Consider the following 15863-nt stretch of genomic DNA (forward strand, 5'->3'; position numbering starts at 1 on the left):
CGGCAGCGTCACACCCGGGTGTAGGCCAGGCCCGAAGCCACCCCCCCAAACAGGTCGCCTTCCACCAGCGGCACGCTGGGGAATTCGGCCTGCAAGGCCCGCTGAAACGGCCGCAAGGCCGACGAACCGCCGGTGAGGTAGATGGCGTCGAGCGACGCATCGGTGAGGCCCGCGCGCTGCACACAGGCGCGGGCGCAGGCCACGGTGCGCGCCAGCAGCGCGCCCAGGTGCTCGCGCATGTCGGCCGTGTCCAGCGCGGCCAGCAAGTCGGGTTCCACGCACGACAAGTCCACCTGCGTGGCGCCGTCACTTTGCGAACACCGGATCTTGGCCTGCTCCACCTCGTGCGCCACATGGTGGCCGGCGCGCTCTTTCAGCACCGTCATCAGCCGCTCGTGCAAACGCGGGTCGGTGTAGTTCACGCGCAGCCCCTGGGCCTGGCTCAGCGCGCGGGGCAGGTACAGCCACTGGATCAGGTGCCAGGTGGACAGGTCAAAAAAGGTTCGGCTGGGCACTTCGCGCTGCTGCGGCCCCAGGTGGCGGTAACCCAGCAAAGGCATCACCCGTTCCAGGCTGAGCTTCTGGTCAAAGTCGGTCCCGCCAATGTGCACGCCGGTGGTGGCCAGCACATCGCTGGCGCGGTTGGCCAGCGCCATGCGCTGCGGGCCCAGGCGCACCACGGTGAAGTCGGAGGTGCCGCCGCCCAGGTCGACCACCAGCACCAGGCTCTCGCGCGCCAGGCGGCGCTCGTAGTCCAGCGCCGCCGCAATCGGCTCCAGCTGAAACGACACTTCGTCAAAACCGACCGACTGCGCCGCCTGCAGCAAGGAAGCCTGCGCCAGCGCGTCGCGCTCGGGGTCGTCGTCCACAAAATGCACCGGCCGGCCCATCACCACGCGGGTGGGCGCTTCGCCCAGCGCGTGGGCGGCGCGCTCGCGCAGCGCGTCCAGAAAGGTGGCCACGATGTCCAGAAAGCTCACCTGCTGGCCGTTCACCTCGGTTTTTTCCATCAGCAGCGGGCTGCCCAGCAAGCTCTTGAGCGAGCGCATCAGCCGGCCTTCGGTGCCGCTCAGGTACTGCGCCACCGCATCGCGACCGAAGTGGGTCAGGTGGTCTTCGCCGTTGTAAAACACCGCCGTGGGCATCGACACCGCATCGCCTTCCAGCGGAATCAGGTGCGCCGTGTCGTGCACATCGGCCCAGGCCATGGCCGAGTTGGACGTGCCGAAATCAATACCAAGCGTGCCGTTGAGCGAAAGCGTCATGTGGAAAATGAAGAAGCAAGAGAAAAGCCCGCAGCTTTTTCAAGCTGCGGGCTTTCTTTTTTGGTGCGGCTGGCAGGAATTGAACCCACGACCCCTTGGTTCGTAGCCAAGTACTCTATCCAACTGAGCTACAGCCGCGAAGCACGCAATTCTACACAGGAATTGGCCCAGGATGATCTGGACATGCGCTTGAGCGCTCTGCAACGTGCACACGGCACGTGGAAGGACCTGAGTCGACAGGCAGGAAAGGCGCAGCGCATGAGCCCGTCGCGGCGCATCGGCGTTGCGCTGCGATCGATTGGCAGCCTGCGTCTCGACGCGGACGAAGGCGCTGTGTTGCGTGTACTCAATCGGCAACCCCCGGTCCATCTGGATGATGTCGATTGGATTGACAGCAGCAATGCAGGGCTTGGGCCGGCCCCATGCGCGCACATGACCCCCAAAGCGACACACATTCGGCACATCGAAGGGCCCGCCAGTTGGCGCAGCCGGGCGCTCACAACGCTGCTGCGCGTCGCCTCACACGGTCGCTTGCGGCAAGACGTTGACTTGGCAGCCTTGCGCCAGCGCTATGAAGCGTTCGATGCCCGGCATGCGCCGGTGGAGCCTGGCATGGTGCGCGAGGCGGTGCAGTGCAACGGCGTCGCAGCCGAGTGGGTCAGCGTGCCAGAGAGCCGGCCCGACCGCACGCTGCTTTACTTGCACGGTGGATCGTTCGCCTTTCGGTTCCCCAACACCCATGCGGCTTTTGCCGCCCGCATGTGCCGACTCTTGGGTGCCCGCGCATTGGTGCCCGACTACCGCCTGGCACCCGAGTACCCCTTTCCCGCCGCGCCAGACGACTGCCAGACCGTCTACCGCTGGCTGCTGGCCAGCGGTTGCCCACCACACAGCCTGGTGGTGATGGGCGACTCGGCCGGCGGCTGCCTGGCGCTGGTCACGCTGACCCGCGCACGCCAGGCCCACGACCCGCAACCGGCTTGCGCTGTGTTGCTGTCACCCGCCGTGGACTGCACGTTCGACAGCCACAGCATGTCCGACAACGAAGGCCGCGACCCGATGTTCCGCCTGAGTGACCTGCTGGTGCTGCGTCGCCAGTATGTGCCGTCGCCCTACCTGTACACGCATCCCGAGGTGTCACCCCTGTTCGCGGATTTCGATGGCCTGGCGCCGCTGCTGCTGCAGGTCGGCAGCAACGAAATGCTGCGCGACGAGGCCATCCGCACCACGAACAAAGCCCATGCGGCGGGGGTCGCCCCCTGCGTCAGACTAGTTGTCGCCTCCCTTTTCACGCGGATGATCCGCGCCAAAGCGACACAACATGCAAAAGAATCAACATTCGCCAGAGTTCATAGAGCAGGCATTGAGCAAGGTCCGCACGCGCGGCTCGCGCACCTTGGAATCGGTGGCCACTGAGCTGAACATGCCACTGGGAACGCTCAAGGGCTGGCTCAAGAGATCGCGCCCTGTGGGGGCAGCGTTGGCGCATGCGCCAACGCTGCCCAGCGATACGCCCGCAGCCCAGTGGAGCCCTGTTCAGCGGCTGTTGGCCTTGAACGAAAGCCACACCCTGGTGGGGCCGGCGCTGCACGCCTGGTGCCGCGAGAAGGGCTTATTCGAGCACCAGCTGATCCAGTGGCGCGAAGCCTTTTGCGCATCGACGCAACCCGCTGCTGCCAGCGCCGCTGAGCAACGCCTGGCCAACACTGCGCTGCGCGAGTTGCAAGGCCGGCACGACCAGCTGGAGCGCGAGGTGCGCCGCAAGGACCGCGCGCTGGCCGAGGCCGCCGCTTTGCTGATCCTTCAAAAAAAGTTCCAGGCCTTGGTTCTGAAATCGCAGGGCGAGGACACATGAGCACCCTCGCACAACGCGCCACCGTGCTGGAGCTGATCGCCGAAGCTTGCATCGCTGGCGCCCGCTTGCACAGGGCCTGCGAGATCATCGGGCTGGCCGCACGCACTGTGCAGCGCTGGGTGGATGCTGGAAAAAATGCGCTGTATGTGGGCGACAGGCGCACCCCTGATCAACGCAGTCATAACTGCCCGCCCAACAAACTGAGCGACGCTGAACGCCTGGCGGCTCTGGCTGTGCTCAACAGTGAGGAGTTCAAGGACCTGCCACCCAGCCAGATCGTGCCCCGTCTGGCTGACAAGGGCATGTACGTGGCGAGCGAGTCAACCCTGTACAGGCTGCTGCGTCAGGCTGGGCAACTGGCTCACCGCCGCCTTGAACGCGTGCCGCAAAAGCGCAGCAAACCCCGCGCCTTGGTGGCGAGAAGGCCCGACCAGATCTACTGTTGGGACATCACCTACTTGCCCACCCAGGTGCGCGGCCTGTTCTTCTACCTGTACCTGTTCGTGGACATCTTCAGCCGCAAGGTGGTGGGCTGGCAGGTCTTCGATTGCGAGAGCGCCGAGCGGGCTGCAGCGCTGCTGGAGGACATCTGTCGGCGCCAGGGCGTTGGTGCGGATCAGGTCACAGTGCATTCGGACAACGGCAGTCCGATGAAGGGCGAAACGATGCTGGCCACCATGCAGCGCTTGGGCGTGGCACACAGCCGCAGCCGCCCCGCGGTGAGCAACGACAACCCATACGCCGAATCGCTGTTCAAGACCTTGAAGTACCGCCCGCAGCTGCCGCTCAAGCCGTTTGCCGATCTGATGCAGGCCAGGCGCTGGGTGACCGAGCTGGTGCACTGGTACAACGAGCAGCACAGGCACAGTGCAATCAGCTTCGTGACCCCCGCGCAGCGCCATGCACAGACCGATGAAGCTTTGCTGCACGCACGTGCTGCGGTCTATGAAAAAGCCAGGCAACAACATCCAGCGCGTTGGTCAGGAAACACCCGCAACTGGACCTTCATCGACGAGGTTCACCTAAACCCAGACAGCCCACAAACCAAGGAGTCCGATCAGAAGGCAGCTTGATTTGACAACCTCAGGCGACAACTAGCTTGACAACTTCCGGTGACGAGGTGGACGTTCGCTACAACTTCCATACGCTGAGCCACCGCTACAAAAAGACCGACCACTACTTCGGCACCATCTTCGCCACGCTGCGCAAGGGCGGCGAAGCGGGCTACCTGTTCGCCCGCAAGAAGGTCGTGCTGAAGGATGACTACATCAGCCAGGTCGTGGACATCTACCACCTCTGAAGTGAAACGCCCCCCGCGCCGCTTCGCGTCACCGCCCAGGGGGCGGCACTGGCCGTCTGGCAAAGCCAGCCCGGCGTTGCCCCCGGTTGGCGTTGTTTCATGCGTCGCGGATGGCGCTCCGGCGCCATGGAAAACTGAGATGCACGAACAAGCAAAAGGAGACACACGATGAACCACTACCGCATTGCGCTGAACTTCGAAGACGGTGTGACCCGCTTCGTCGACTGCGGCGCCAACGAGAAGGTGCTTGATGCCGCGTTTCGCAACCGCATCAACCTGCCCATGGATTGCTCCGACGGCGTGTGCGGCACCTGCAAGTGCCGCGCCGAGACCGGCAGCTACGACCTGGGCGACGACTACATCGACGAGGCGCTGACGGCCGACGAAGCGGCCGAAGGCCTGGTGCTGACCTGCCAGATGATTCCCACGTCGGATTGCGTGATCGCGGTGCCTGTGCCATCCACCGCCTGCAAGACCGGCACCGCGCAGATCGCAGCCGTGGTCGGTGAGGTGACGACGTTCGCCGACGCGGCCTACGAGCTGGTGCTCGACAGCCCGACCGAGGCGCCGGTGTTCCTGCCCGGCCAGTACGTCAACATCGGCGTGCCGGGCAGCGGCCAGCACCGCTCGTATTCGTTCAGCTCGGCGCCGGGCAGCCGCCGCATGACCTTCATGATCAAGCAGGTGCCCGGTGGGCTGATGAGCGGCTGGCTCGGGTCCACTGCCGCTGGCCAGCCGCTGCAGATGACCGGCCCGCTGGGCAGCTTCTACCTGCGCGCCGTCACGCGGCCGCTGCTGTTTCTGGCGGGTGGCACGGGCTTGGCGCCGTTCCTGTCCATGCTCGAAGTGCTGGCCGCCCAGGACCTCAAGCAGCCCGTGCACCTGATCTATGGCGTCACACGCGACCAGGACCTGGTGATGGTGGACCGGCTGGCCGACTACGCCCGCCGCATTACCGGCTTCACCTACGCCACCTGCGTGGCCGACCCGCAGACCACGCACCCGCAGCAGGGCTACGTGACGCAGCACATGCCCCCGCAGGTGCTGCACGCCGGGAATGTCGATGTGTACCTGTGTGGCCCGCCGCCGATGGTGGACGCGGTGCAGAAGTACTTCAAGGCCGAGGGCCTTGCGCCGGCCAGCTTCCATTACGAGAAGTTCACACCCAACCCAACAACGGTGACAGCATGAGAACGACACAACGATTTGAAGGCAAGGTGGTTCTGGTCACCGGCGCGGCCCAGGGCATCGGACGCGGCGTGGCGCAGGGTGTAGCCGCCGAGGGCGGTAAGGTGGTGCTGGTCGATCGCGCGGACTTCGTCGCCGAGGTGGCACAGGAGATCGCGCACGAGGTGGCGGCCGACGGTCGCACGGCGGGCTTCGTGGCCGATCTCGAGACCTACGAGGGTGCGCACGCCGCCATGGCTTTTGCCGCACAGACCTTCGGCGGCATCGACATCGTGGTCAACGGCGTCGGCGGTGCGATCCGCATGCGGCCCTTCGCCGAGTTCGAGCCGGCGCAGATCGACGCGGAGATTCGCCGCTCGCTGATGCCCACGCTGTACGCCTGCCATGCAGCGCTGCCGCACCTCTTGGCGCGCGGCGGCGGCACCATCGTCAATGTGTCGTCCAATGCCACGCGCGGCATCCACCGGGTGCCGTACTCGGCGGCCAAGGGCGGCGTCAACGCGCTGACGTATTCGCTGGCGATGGAGTACGCGCAGCACAACATCCGCGTCGCCGCAACCGCGCCGGGCGGCACCAGTGCGCCACCGCGCCGCACGCCACGCAATCCCGCTGGCGACAACGCGCAGGAACAGGCCTGGATGGCCGAGGCTGTGCAGCAGGTGACCGAGTCCACTTTCTTCAAACGCTACGGCACGCTGGACGAGCAGGTGGCCCCGATCCTATTCCTGGCGTCCGACGAATCGAGCTATATCACGGGAACCGTGCTGCCGGTGGCCGGCGGCGACCTCGGCTGATCCCACGACACCCCACACGTGACAAACATGAGACACATCGACCTGCACAAGCTGGCGGACGAAGCCAAATTCAACGGCTTTCACCGGGGCGTCCTGCTCTGGTGCGCGCTGATCATCATCTTCGACGGCTATGACCTCGCGGTCGCCGGCATCGCGTTGCCGTCGATCATGAAAGAGATGGGCGTGAGCCCGACCAACGCGGGTTTCATGGTCAGCTCGGCGCTGTTCGGCATGATGTTTGGCGCGATCTTTCTCGGCACGATTGCCGACAAGATTGGCCGCCGCCGCGCCATCGCCATTTGCATTGCGCTGTTCAGCGTGTTTACGGCAGCGGCGGGCCTCACCAGCGACCCGGTGACCTTCAGCGTGATGCGCTTCCTGGCTGGCCTCGGCATCGGCGGCGTGATGCCGAACGTGGTCGCGCAGATGACCGAGTACTCGCCGCGCAAGATCCGCAGCACCATGGTCACGCTGATGTTCAGCGGCTATGCGGTGGGCGGCATGTTGGCGGCGGTGGTGGGCAAGGGCCTGATCGAGAGTCACGGCTGGCAGTCTGTGTTCCTGGCTGCGGCCCTGCCGGTCTTGCTGATCCCGGTGATCCTCAAGTCCATGCCCGAGTCCATGCCCTACCTGATCAAGACCGGGCAGAAGGCTCAGCTGCAGCCGGGCGATTCGTTCGACCTGCCACAGCAGGACCGTGACACCAGCGCACCCATCGGCAAGCTGTTCCAGGATGGCCGGGGGTTCAGCACCATCATGTTCTGGGTGGCATTCTTCATGTGCCTGTTCATGGTCTACGCGCTCAGCTCATGGCTCACCAAGCTGATGGCGGGCGCCGGCTACACGCTGGGCTCGGCACTGACCTTCGTTCTCGTGCTGAATTTCGGCGGCATGGTGGGTGCCATCGGCGGTGGCTGGCTGGCCGACCGCTTCCACATCAAGCACGTGCTGGTCGGCATGTACCTGCTGGCAGCGCTGTCCATCAGCCTGCTCGGCTACCCGGTGCCCACGTCGGTGCTGTTCGTTCTGGTCGGTCTGGCAGGGGCTTCGACCATCGGCACGCAGATCGTGACCTACGCCTATGTGGGCCAGTACTACCCGATGGCGGTGCGCTCCACCGGCATTGGCTGGGCCTCGGGCGTCGGCCGCAGCGGCGCCATTCTCGCGCCCATCGTCATCGGTAGCCTCGTGGCCATGGCGCTACCGCTGGAACGCAACTTCATGGCCATCGCCTTGCCGGCGGTGATTGCGGCGATGGCGGTGTTCTGCATTCGCCACAACCGTGCAGCGCAGGCGCACAGCGCAGTTGGCGCTGTGGTGCCGGGCGTCCCAGCAGCCGCCAAGTGACGCGGTCACGTCGATGCAACGCCATCATTTCCCCCTAGAGACTTTCTCATGATCAACAAGATCGCTCCATCGGTCGCCGACGCCCTGGCCGGCATCCAGGACGGGGCCACCGTCCTGATCGGCGGCTTCGGCACGGCCGGCATTCCCAACGAACTCATCGACGGCCTCATCGCTCAGGGCGCGAAGGACCTCACCGTCGTCAACAACAACGCCGGCAACGCCGACGTGGGCCTGGCCGCGCTGCTGCAGGCCGGCCGCGTGCGCAAGATCATCTGCAGCTTTCCGCGCCAGGCCGACAGCCAGGTGTTCGACGGCCTGTACCGTGCCGGCAAGCTGGAGCTGGAACTGGTGCCGCAAGGCAACCTGGCCGAGCGCATCCGCGCGGCGGGCGCCGGCATCGGCGCGTTCTTCTGCCCCACGGGCTTTGGCACCGAACTGGCCGGCGACCGCGAGACGCGTGAGATCGACGGCAAGCAGTACGTGCTGGAGTACCCCATCCATGGCGACGTGGCGCTGATCAAAGCCGAGGCGGGTGACCGCTGGGGCAACCTGGTCTTCCGCAAGGCCGCGCGCAACTTCGGCCCGGTGATGGCCATGGCCGCGCGTCGCACCATCGCCACCGTGCATGACATCGTGGAGCTGGGCGCACTGGACCCGGAGACCATCGTCACGCCCGGCATCTTCGTCAGCAAGATCGTCCGCATCGACCGCGTGGCCACCCAGGCCGGCGGTTTCAAGAAAGCAGCGTGATGAAGCTCACCCCCAGTCTTCGCGCACTTCGTGTCGCTTCGCCAACCCCCTGCCGGGGGCAACACCAGCGGCCCGGCAAAGCCGGTTCCGCGGTGTTCCTGGAACTGATTTCGCCCGCTTTCGGAGTTCTGCCATGACCGCTGCCATCTACCCACGTCGCACCAAGGACCAGCTCGCCGCGCGCGTGGCGCTGGACATCTTCGACGGCGCCGTCGTCAATCTGGGCATTGGCCAGCCCACGCTGGTGGCCAACCACCTGCCAGCAGGCCGCGAGGTGATCCTGCACAGCGAGAACGGCATCCTGGGCATGGGCGCCGCGCCCGCTGCGGGCAGCGAAGACTACGACCTGATCAACGCCGGCAAGCAGCCGGTCACGCTGCTGCCCGGCGGCGCGTATTTCCACCACGCCGACAGCTTTTCGATGATGCGCGGCGGGCACCTGGACATCTGCGTGCTGGGCGCCTTCCAGGTCTCGGCCACGGGCGACCTGGCCAACTGGAGCACCGGCGAGCCGGGCGCGATTCCCGCCGTCGGCGGGGCCATGGACCTGGCCATCGGTGCCAAGCAGACCTGGGTGATGATGGACCTGCTGACCAAGCAGGGCGCCAGCAAGATCGTCGATCGCTGCACCTACCCGCTGACCGGCCTGGCCTGCGTCAAGCGCATCTACACCGACCTGGCCACCTTCGCCTGCACAGCGCACGGCCTGCAATTGGTGGATGCCGTCGAGGGCCTGAGCCTCGAGGCACTGGAAGGCATCGTCGGCTTGCCTATTGCCGACGCTGCGCCTGCTGCGCCATGACTTTTGCCACTGCGAGATACCCCATGAGCGAATCCATTTTCATCTGCGACGCCGTGCGCACCCCCTTCGGCAAGTACGGCGGCGCGCTGTCGTCCGTGCGGCCCGACGACCTGGGCGCTGTGGTGCTCAAGGCCCTGGCCGAGCGCAACCCGGGCGTGGACTGGCGCGCGGTCGACGATGTGATCTTCGGCTGCGCCAACCAGGCCGGCGAAGACAACCGCAACGTGGCGCGCATGTCATTGCTGCTGGCCGGCCTGCCGCTGGAGGTGCCGGGCACCACCGTCAACCGGCTGTGCGGCTCGGGCATGGACGCCATCGGCATCGCGGCGCGCGCCATCAAGTCGGGCGAGACGGGCCTGATGGTCGCGGGCGGTGTGGAGAGCATGAGCCGCGCGCCCTTCGTCGTGCCCAAGGCCGAGTCGGCGTTCTCGCGCAGCAATTCCATCCAGGACACCACCATTGGCTGGCGCCTGGTCAACCCCAAGATGAAAGCGCTGCACGGCGTGGACGCTATGCCCGAGACGGCCGAGAACGTGGCGGACGACTTCCAGGTGTCGCGCGAAGACCAGGACCTCTTCGCCTGGCGCAGCCAGGCCAAGGCCGCGGCCGCGCAGAAGGCCGGCTACTTTGCCGCCGAAATCGTGCCGGTGGCCGTGCCGCAGCGCAAGGGCGATGCGGTGCATGTGACAGTGGACGAACACCCGCGCGAGACCACGCTGGAAGCGCTGGCCAAGCTCAAACCCGTGGTGCGCCCGGGCGGCAGCGTGACGGCCGGCAACGCCAGCGGTGTGAACGACGGTGCCTGCGCCGTGCTGCTGGCCAGCGCTGCGGCCGCCGAGCGCCACGGGCTCACGCCCCGCGCCCGGGTGGTGGGCATGGCCACGGCCGGTGTCGCACCGCGCATCATGGGCATCGGCCCCGCACCGGCCACGCTGAAGGTGCTGGCGCAGACCGGGCTCACGCTGGCGCAGATGGACGTGATCGAGTTGAACGAAGCCTTCGCCTCTCAGGGACTGGCCGTGCTGCGCCAACTGGGCCTGGCCGACGACGACGCACGCGTGAACCCGCAAGGCGGTGCCATCGCCCTGGGCCACCCGCTGGGCGCCAGCGGCGCGCGGCTGGTGACCACCGCCGTGGCTCAACTGCACCGCACCGGCGGGCGCTACGCGCTGTGCACCATGTGCATCGGCGTGGGTCAGGGCATCGCACTGATCATCGAACGTGTTTGAAGGAGACCGGACATGCCACATGCCAAGCCTTCGTCACCCGTGCCGCTGACCACAGCGCGTGGCACATTCCGCGTCACGGTCGACGGCGATGCCGACGCACCGGCGCTCATCCTGTCCAACTCGCTGGGTACCCCACTTGAGATGTGGGACCCGCAGGTGGACGCGTTCTCCGAACACCACCGGCTGATCCGGTACGACACCCGCGGCCACGGCGGCAGTCCGGTGACGCCAGGCCCCTACAGCTTCGCCGACCTGGGCCAGGACGTTCTTGCCGTGCTGGACGCACTGGACATCGCACGCGCCGCGTTCTGCGGTATTTCGATGGGGGGCCACACCGGCCTGTGGCTGGGCATCCATGCCGGCAGCCGCTTCAACGCCATCGCCGTGTGCAACAGTGCCGCCAAAATCGGTACGCCGCAGGGATGGAACGACCGGGCGACGATGGTCCGCGAAGGCGGCCAGGCCAGCATGCAGGCCCTGGCCGCATCGTCCCCTGGCCGGTGGTTCAGCGCGGATTTTGTCTATTCGCAACCTGTCGCCGTGCAACGGGCGCAGGCCTGGATCGCCGGCATCGCGCCGCAGGGCTATGCCGCTTGCTGCGAGGCCCTGGCCACATCGGACCTGCGCGAGGACCTCGGCCGTATCACCCTTCCCACACTGCTTTTGGCGGGCGCATCGGACCCGGTCACAACCGTTGCCGATGCCCAGACCATGCAGATGGGCATTGCCGGTGCGGAGTTGGCTGTGGTGTCAGCGTCCCATCTGTCCAACCTGGAAGCGCCCAAGGCGTTCAACCAGGCCGTACTTCGTTTTCTTTCCACCTCAAGGCTCTCTGCCTGACCAAAAGGACATCCCATGCTTTACCTGGTTCACATGGTCGTCAACATTCCATCCACGCTCGCACCGGAAGAGGCCGCACGCATCAAGGCCGAGGAGAAGGCCTACTCGCAGCAATTGCAGAGCGCCGGCAAGTGGCCTCACCTCTGGCGCGTGGTGGGCGAGTACGCCAATTACAGCGTGTTCGACGTGGAGAGCAACGACGAGCTGCACAACACCTTGAGCAACCTGCCGCTGTTCCCGTTCATGAAGATCACGGTCACGCCGCTGGCCAAGCATCCCTCGTCCATCGTCTAGTCCCCGGGGCCATTCACCGTCGAACCTTGGCCCTGCCAACCGTCCTGGGGCTACCCAGCTCAGCCATGGCGCTGACCTGACAGGCTGCTGAAATACCCCACGCCGAAACGACCGCCATCAGTGCAATGAGTCAGTTTCCGTCGATAGGGTCTATTGCGGTCGCGCAAAGCGCCATCCAGGGGGCCGGTTTGCGCGTTTGAAGGACCTTTTTTCCCGCATTTGGCACCCATTGCGCACCCTGCAGACGGAATTGTCCCAAGGTGCGCATGCGCACACAGCCCTCGGCGGGCTTTCGTTCACTACCGCATAGCCATCTGTGTTGGTTCCTGGCGGGGCCTCCTTCCGTTCACGAAAGGGTGGTCATCCCACGAATAACCGTCGAATTTGATCAACTGCAGCTTGCCCAAATGGATTTAAGTTGTTTTTTCGCTACGAATTGACATCAAATTTTCCTGACGGCAAGGCTTCTTCGCTAGTGGCTATCGATCACAGAAAAGAAGCGAGTCGGGCTCCAGACCTACAGTCAAAAAAGACCGTCGGCGAGTTTAAGGACAGAGTCGGTGGGCCACGCGTGGGCCACAGGTGGGCCATAGCCAAAAGGTCAGAGCTGCTGTGACCATCGGCCCCGTACATTGCGTAGCCCAAATTTTGAGCTAGGTGAGGCTGATGGCAAGTTTTCGACTGTCGCGTGGGCCACGGAAAACCCACGTAAGTCATTGATTTTGGTGCGGCTGGCGGGGATCGAACCCACGACCCTTGGCTTCGGAGGCCAATACTCTATCCACTGAGCTACAGCCGCATGCTGTCAAAAGACCAATACTCAAATTCTGCGCCGCATCTCGAATGCCTAAAGGCTTCAGAGGCCAATACTCTATCCACTGAGCTACAGCGGCATGCTGTTTTGGGACCGATAGTCGATACGGACCCTCTCGTGTCGATGTTGATCGGCTTTAGGCCCCAACACCAAGTTTCGTGGATGCGCGGTGCAAGACGCGATTCTATCAGCTACCCCTCCAAGCAAGGCCAGCGCAGGGGGCGCTTGACTATAATCGCGGGCTGTCTGCCCAACCCGTGCAGGCCTGCCATTTCCCATCTTGGCCCCGTTCCGCCACCCCTTGAGGACACCATGAGCGATCACGCGCACGAATCTCACACCGGCCCGATCAAGACACCCGCACAGCTGTTGTGGACGTCTTTCTTCTCCTTTGTGGCTCCCATTTTTATCATCATTGGTTTGGTTTACGTCGTCACCTCAGGCGACAAGCCTGCCGCTGGCGCCGTGGACCCAGAGCTGGCTACTGCCATGCGAATCCAGCGCGTGGGCTCGGTTGAACTGCGTGACGCCAACCGTCCACTGCAAGCTGGCGACGCGGTTTACAAGGCGCAATGTGCCGCCTGTCACGACGCTGGTCTGGCTGGCGCGCCCAAGTTTGGCGATACCGGTGCATGGGCTGCCCGCGTGGCAACGGGTTACGACGCTTTGCTGGCCTCGGTGCTGCAGGGCAAGGGAGCCATGGGTTCGCAAGCTGGCGGCGCTTTCAGCGACGTGGAATTAGGTCGCGCTGTGGTGCACTTGGCCAACGCAGGTGGTGGCAAGTTTGCCGAGCCCGCAGCGCCAGCGCCAGCGGCAGAAGCTGCAGCCCCAGCGGCTTCCGCCGCCGCTGCCCCTGCCCCTGCGGTGGAAGCCCCTGCCGCCGTTGTAGCCGCAGCGCCTGTTGCAGCTGCAGCAGCCGTGCCTGCATCGGCCACGGTTTCCGCGGGTGCTGGTGAAGCGCTTTACAAGCAAGCCTGCGCTGTGTGCCATGTGGCCGGCGTGGCGGGCGCACCCAAGTTTGGCGACAAGGCCGCCTGGGCACCTCGTCTGGCTTTGGGCGTTGACGGCCTGACGGCCAGCGTGATCAAAGGCAAGGGAGCCATGCCACCCAAAGGCGGTTCCGCGGCTTCTGATGCTGATATCAAGGCATCTGTTGAGTACATGCTGGCTTCGGTGAAGTAATTCACCTCAGCTGCGAAAAAGCCGGACAGCGTCCGGCTTTTTTTTGCTCAAATGGCTGTCTGTGCGCTTTGGGCCATCCGCTGCGGGCTCCTGACAAAGGCACCCATCAAGGGCAGGTCCTTCGACTGTATGTCTTGCGGACTCCAGCTTCCCGCTTCGACCGCATCTGCGGCCTGCACCATGTCGCTGGTATGCACCAGACCCCAACCGAGTTCGGTTTGCAGGTACAGCCGCCCCAGTTCATCGACCGCGCAAGCTTTCACGCGTCCAGCCGGCTGACCCGTATGGGCCAGTACAGCGCCGCCGGGCTGAAGGCGCCAGATGTAAGGCGTGTTTTCCAGCTCGACGTAGACCCGCTGTGGACCATTTTGAAAGAACCAGCACCCGCCAGCATCGCGGCTGTAGTTGCGGTGTATGAATTCGATCAGTTTTTCGTGCAAAAGCAGGGAGCCTTTGGCTGATTTGCAAGGTTCGCCGGGTTCGCAGGCAAAGGGGCCTGCAGCCTGGGTGGCGTCATCCCGCATGAACCATTGGCCCCGCGCGTCGAGCCCGAGCCAACCGTAACAATGCGGCACGTTAGGCCATTTGGCCATGGCGGCTTTGACGATATCGTCCATGTGAATCTCCTTTTCAGGTGTGCGCGAGCAGCCAGCGCCCGACCGATTCGGGCATGGTGCGCACATGCCCCGGAACACCCAGGGGCCCAGCCGAGCAGGGAAAGCCCACATGTCCGCCCTGGGTTGGCTGCCACAGCGTCACACAGGGGCCGACGTGTTGCGCGGAAGGCAAGGATGGCGCTGGAACGAAGGGGTCGTTCAGGGCGTTCAGTGCCAGCGCGGGCACGCGTATGCGGTGCAGCACCGGCTTGGCAGACGCACGCGCCCAGTAATCGTCGGTGTTGCGAAAGCCATGTAGTGGCGCGGTGAACAGGTTGTCAAATTCGTAGAGATCGCGCGCTGCCAGAAGGGCTTCTCGGTCAAACAGACCGGGGTGCTGTTCCAGCTTTTTGAGGGCCTTGGGGACCATGGTGGAAAGAAACACGCGGGTGTACACCTGCCGGTTGAATCCACGGCCAATGGCATGGCCACCTGCGGCCAAGTCAAGCGGTGAGCAGACGGCGGCCACGGCGCGAACCCGCTCACCCGCAGCCTCCCCAGCTTCGCCTGCCCAACGCAGCAAGGCATTGCCTCCCAGCGAAACCCCCACGGCGACCAGCGGGCGGCCAGGGTTTTCACGTGCAAAGCGAGCCAGCACCCAGTCGATTTCGGTGAAATCACCTGAATGGTAGGCCCGTGGTGCGTGGTTGAGCTCACCCGAACAGCCTCGAAAGTGGGGCACGGCAAAAGCAATGCCTTGGGTGGCGGCAAAGTCGGCGAACGCCATGGCGTAGTGGCTGCCCGACGAGCCTTCAAGCCCGTGAAACAGCACCAGCAAGGGCGCTTGCGGCGCGCTGGCGTGTGTGGCCTGGTCCACGTCAATAAAGTCGCCATCGGGCGTGGTCCAGCGGCTGCGCTGCCACGCCGGCGCCGGACCAAAATGGCGCCGGCTGGCAAGCGCTGCCCACAGGGTTTGCAGGTTGCCACCAGGCAACCACCAGGGCGCCTGATAGTTCATACCCTCAACGGCCCGGGCTTGGTCGCTTATGGTTTGCACAACCGGCGCGTCAATGCAGCACGGGCTGGGCCGTCAGCACCTCAACCGGCTCGGTGCGTGTGCCCGGGCTGGCATGGTGGGCCACCATGCGCCAACCCTGTGCGGTCTTGGCGTAGACATTGGTTGCAACCACCCAGGCGTGCTGCATACCGTCGTCACTCATCACGGCTACACGCTCCACCACGCTGTGCACACTGCACGGTCCAGCGTCCAGCCTGCGCACTTTTTCAGGGAATGCCTGTACGCTGCCATTGGCAAACATGGCCTCAAAAGCGGCACGCACCGCCGCGTGACCTACCAGCCGCGGGCCGCCAGGATGCACGCAGACGATGTCATCCTCGTCGACCCAACAGGCCATCAAGCGCTCAATATCGGCGTGCTGCAAAGCGTCGTAAAACGCGTGTTCGGTGTCGTCAGGGGTGCCCAGGGGCAGTTTCGGTTTGCGCATGCCTGTATTTTGACGCCTGCACACCCGACCTGCTGCACACCTCGCTCGTTCAGGCGGCGCGGTGGCGGGTATAGTATTTTTTGTTGACTTCTACCTATTTGT

16 protein-coding genes, 2 tRNA genes and 1 pseudogene are annotated in these 15863 nt (G+C 64.8%); 13 read left to right on the forward strand and 6 right to left on the reverse strand.

Annotated features, from left to right (window positions below; all coding sequences use genetic code 11):
• Window positions 1-8 precede the first annotated feature (8 nt).
• Window positions 9-1265 carry an Hsp70 family protein gene (locus tag AC4QBL_RS15925; RefSeq protein ID WP_472907320.1) on the reverse strand — a complete coding sequence of 419 codons (1257 nt, stop codon included), beginning with the start codon at window positions 1263-1265 and terminating at the stop codon, window positions 9-11.
• 61 nt (window positions 1266-1326) lie between these two features.
• Window positions 1327-1403: transfer RNA gene (locus tag AC4QBL_RS15930), tRNA-Arg, on the reverse strand.
• Between the two features lie 294 nt (window positions 1404-1697).
• Here AC4QBL_RS15930 and AC4QBL_RS15935 point away from each other — a divergent pair.
• The 12 genes and pseudogenes from AC4QBL_RS15935 (at window position 1698) to catC (ending at window position 11664) form a co-directional block, all read left to right on the forward strand.
• A complete protein-coding gene (locus AC4QBL_RS15935) occupies window positions 1698-2681 on the forward strand; it encodes an alpha/beta hydrolase (RefSeq protein WP_472907319.1) in 984 nt (327 codons plus the stop codon).
• A gap of 7 nt (window positions 2682-2688) precedes the next feature.
• On the forward strand, window positions 2689-3120 hold the full coding sequence (locus AC4QBL_RS15940; protein WP_492131604.1) for a transposase: 432 nt from the start codon (window positions 2689-2691) through the stop codon (window positions 3118-3120).
• Window positions 3117-4193, forward strand: a complete 1077-nt coding sequence (locus tag AC4QBL_RS15945; protein WP_472900372.1) for an IS3 family transposase — start codon at window positions 3117-3119, stop codon at window positions 4191-4193. Before AC4QBL_RS15940 ends, AC4QBL_RS15945 begins: the two co-directional genes overlap by 4 nt.
• A gap of 26 nt (window positions 4194-4219) precedes the next feature.
• Window positions 4220-4420, forward strand: a pseudogene (locus tag AC4QBL_RS15950) (aromatic-ring-hydroxylating dioxygenase subunit beta); the annotation flags it as partial.
• A gap of 168 nt (window positions 4421-4588) precedes the next feature.
• Window positions 4589-5611, forward strand: coding sequence for a benzoate 1,2-dioxygenase electron transfer component BenC (gene benC, locus AC4QBL_RS15955; protein WP_472908130.1), 1023 nt, complete (start codon window positions 4589-4591; stop codon window positions 5609-5611).
• The gene (gene benD / locus AC4QBL_RS15960; protein ID WP_472908131.1) at window positions 5608-6402 is read left to right on the forward strand and encodes a benzoate diol dehydrogenase BenD; all 795 of its coding nucleotides are present in this window, start codon (window positions 5608-5610) and stop codon (window positions 6400-6402) included. The genes benC and benD overlap by 4 nt, the downstream gene beginning before the upstream one ends.
• A 27-nt stretch (window positions 6403-6429) precedes the next feature.
• Window positions 6430-7749: an MFS transporter gene (locus AC4QBL_RS15965; RefSeq protein ID WP_472908132.1), complete on the forward strand. Its 1320-nt coding sequence runs from the start codon at window positions 6430-6432 to the stop codon at window positions 7747-7749.
• 48 nt (window positions 7750-7797) lie between these two features.
• Window positions 7798-8499: a 3-oxoacid CoA-transferase subunit A gene (locus AC4QBL_RS15970; protein ID WP_472908133.1), complete on the forward strand. Its 702-nt coding sequence runs from the start codon at window positions 7798-7800 to the stop codon at window positions 8497-8499.
• A gap of 133 nt (window positions 8500-8632) precedes the next feature.
• A complete protein-coding gene (locus AC4QBL_RS15975) occupies window positions 8633-9301 on the forward strand; it encodes a 3-oxoacid CoA-transferase subunit B (RefSeq protein WP_472908134.1) in 669 nt (222 codons plus the stop codon).
• 23 nt (window positions 9302-9324) lie between these two features.
• Window positions 9325-10530, forward strand: coding sequence for a 3-oxoadipyl-CoA thiolase (pcaF, locus tag AC4QBL_RS15980; protein ID WP_472908135.1), 1206 nt, complete (start codon window positions 9325-9327; stop codon window positions 10528-10530).
• A gap of 12 nt (window positions 10531-10542) precedes the next feature.
• Window positions 10543-11370: a 3-oxoadipate enol-lactonase gene (gene pcaD, locus AC4QBL_RS15985; protein ID WP_472908136.1), complete on the forward strand. Its 828-nt coding sequence runs from the start codon at window positions 10543-10545 to the stop codon at window positions 11368-11370.
• 15 nt (window positions 11371-11385) lie between these two features.
• On the forward strand, window positions 11386-11664 hold the full coding sequence (catC, locus tag AC4QBL_RS15990) for a muconolactone Delta-isomerase (RefSeq protein WP_472908137.1): 279 nt from the start codon (window positions 11386-11388) through the stop codon (window positions 11662-11664).
• A 723-nt stretch (window positions 11665-12387) separates the two neighbouring features.
• On the opposite strand, the gene AC4QBL_RS15995 is transcribed toward catC, so the two are convergent.
• Window positions 12388-12463 (reverse strand) — tRNA-Arg (locus tag AC4QBL_RS15995).
• A gap of 327 nt (window positions 12464-12790) precedes the next feature.
• On the opposite strand from AC4QBL_RS15995, the gene AC4QBL_RS16000 reads away from it, so the two are divergent.
• Window positions 12791-13660 carry a c-type cytochrome gene (locus AC4QBL_RS16000; RefSeq protein ID WP_472908138.1) on the forward strand — a complete coding sequence of 290 codons (870 nt, stop codon included), beginning with the start codon at window positions 12791-12793 and terminating at the stop codon, window positions 13658-13660.
• 47 nt (window positions 13661-13707) lie between these two features.
• Here the strand turns inward: AC4QBL_RS16000 and AC4QBL_RS16005 are convergent, their stop codons facing one another.
• Genes AC4QBL_RS16005 through AC4QBL_RS16015 form a run of 3 tightly spaced genes read right to left on the reverse strand, consistent with a single transcriptional unit; the run spans window position 13708 to window position 15761 of the window.
• Complete coding sequence (locus AC4QBL_RS16005) at window positions 13708-14277, reverse strand: DUF2946 family protein (RefSeq protein WP_472900153.1); 570 nt, start codon at window positions 14275-14277, stop codon at window positions 13708-13710.
• 13 nt (window positions 14278-14290) lie between these two features.
• The gene (locus tag AC4QBL_RS16010) at window positions 14291-15274 is read right to left on the reverse strand and encodes a YheT family hydrolase (RefSeq protein ID WP_472900152.1); all 984 of its coding nucleotides are present in this window, start codon (window positions 15272-15274) and stop codon (window positions 14291-14293) included.
• A 49-nt stretch (window positions 15275-15323) separates the two neighbouring features.
• Entirely contained in the window at window positions 15324-15761 is a 438-nt protein-coding gene (locus AC4QBL_RS16015) for a YybH family protein (RefSeq protein ID WP_472900151.1), read from the reverse strand.
• Window positions 15762-15863 lie beyond the last annotated feature (102 nt).

This window comes from Hydrogenophaga sp. L99, from assembly GCF_058731905.1.

Bases quoted from the DNA above. Each gene is read 5' to 3' on its own strand.
- AC4QBL_RS15935 (WP_472907319.1), top strand. From the start codon at position 1,698: ATGACCCCCAAAGCGACACACATTCGGCACATCGAAGGGCCCGCCAGT.
- catC (WP_472908137.1), top strand. From the start codon at position 11,386: ATGCTTTACCTGGTTCACATGGTCGTCAACATTCCATCCACGCTCGCA.
- AC4QBL_RS15925 (WP_472907320.1), bottom strand. From the start codon at position 1,265: ATGACGCTTTCGCTCAACGGCACGCTTGGTATTGATTTCGGCACGTCC.
- AC4QBL_RS15940 (WP_492131604.1), top strand. From the start codon at position 2,689: ATGCCACTGGGAACGCTCAAGGGCTGGCTCAAGAGATCGCGCCCTGTG.
- pcaD (WP_472908136.1), top strand. From the start codon at position 10,543: ATGCCACATGCCAAGCCTTCGTCACCCGTGCCGCTGACCACAGCGCGT.
- AC4QBL_RS15970 (WP_472908133.1), top strand. From the start codon at position 7,798: ATGATCAACAAGATCGCTCCATCGGTCGCCGACGCCCTGGCCGGCATC.
- AC4QBL_RS16005 (WP_472900153.1), bottom strand. From the start codon at position 14,277: ATGGACGATATCGTCAAAGCCGCCATGGCCAAATGGCCTAACGTGCCG.
- AC4QBL_RS15945 (WP_472900372.1), top strand. From the start codon at position 3,117: ATGAGCACCCTCGCACAACGCGCCACCGTGCTGGAGCTGATCGCCGAA.
- pcaF (WP_472908135.1), top strand. From the start codon at position 9,325: ATGAGCGAATCCATTTTCATCTGCGACGCCGTGCGCACCCCCTTCGGC.
- AC4QBL_RS16000 (WP_472908138.1), top strand. From the start codon at position 12,791: ATGAGCGATCACGCGCACGAATCTCACACCGGCCCGATCAAGACACCC.
- AC4QBL_RS15975 (WP_472908134.1), top strand. From the start codon at position 8,633: ATGACCGCTGCCATCTACCCACGTCGCACCAAGGACCAGCTCGCCGCG.
- benC (WP_472908130.1), top strand. From the start codon at position 4,589: ATGAACCACTACCGCATTGCGCTGAACTTCGAAGACGGTGTGACCCGC.
- AC4QBL_RS15965 (WP_472908132.1), top strand. From the start codon at position 6,430: ATGAGACACATCGACCTGCACAAGCTGGCGGACGAAGCCAAATTCAAC.
- AC4QBL_RS16015 (WP_472900151.1), bottom strand. From the start codon at position 15,761: ATGCGCAAACCGAAACTGCCCCTGGGCACCCCTGACGACACCGAACAC.
- benD (WP_472908131.1), top strand. From the start codon at position 5,608: ATGAGAACGACACAACGATTTGAAGGCAAGGTGGTTCTGGTCACCGGC.
- AC4QBL_RS16010 (WP_472900152.1), bottom strand. From the start codon at position 15,274: ATGAACTATCAGGCGCCCTGGTGGTTGCCTGGTGGCAACCTGCAAACC.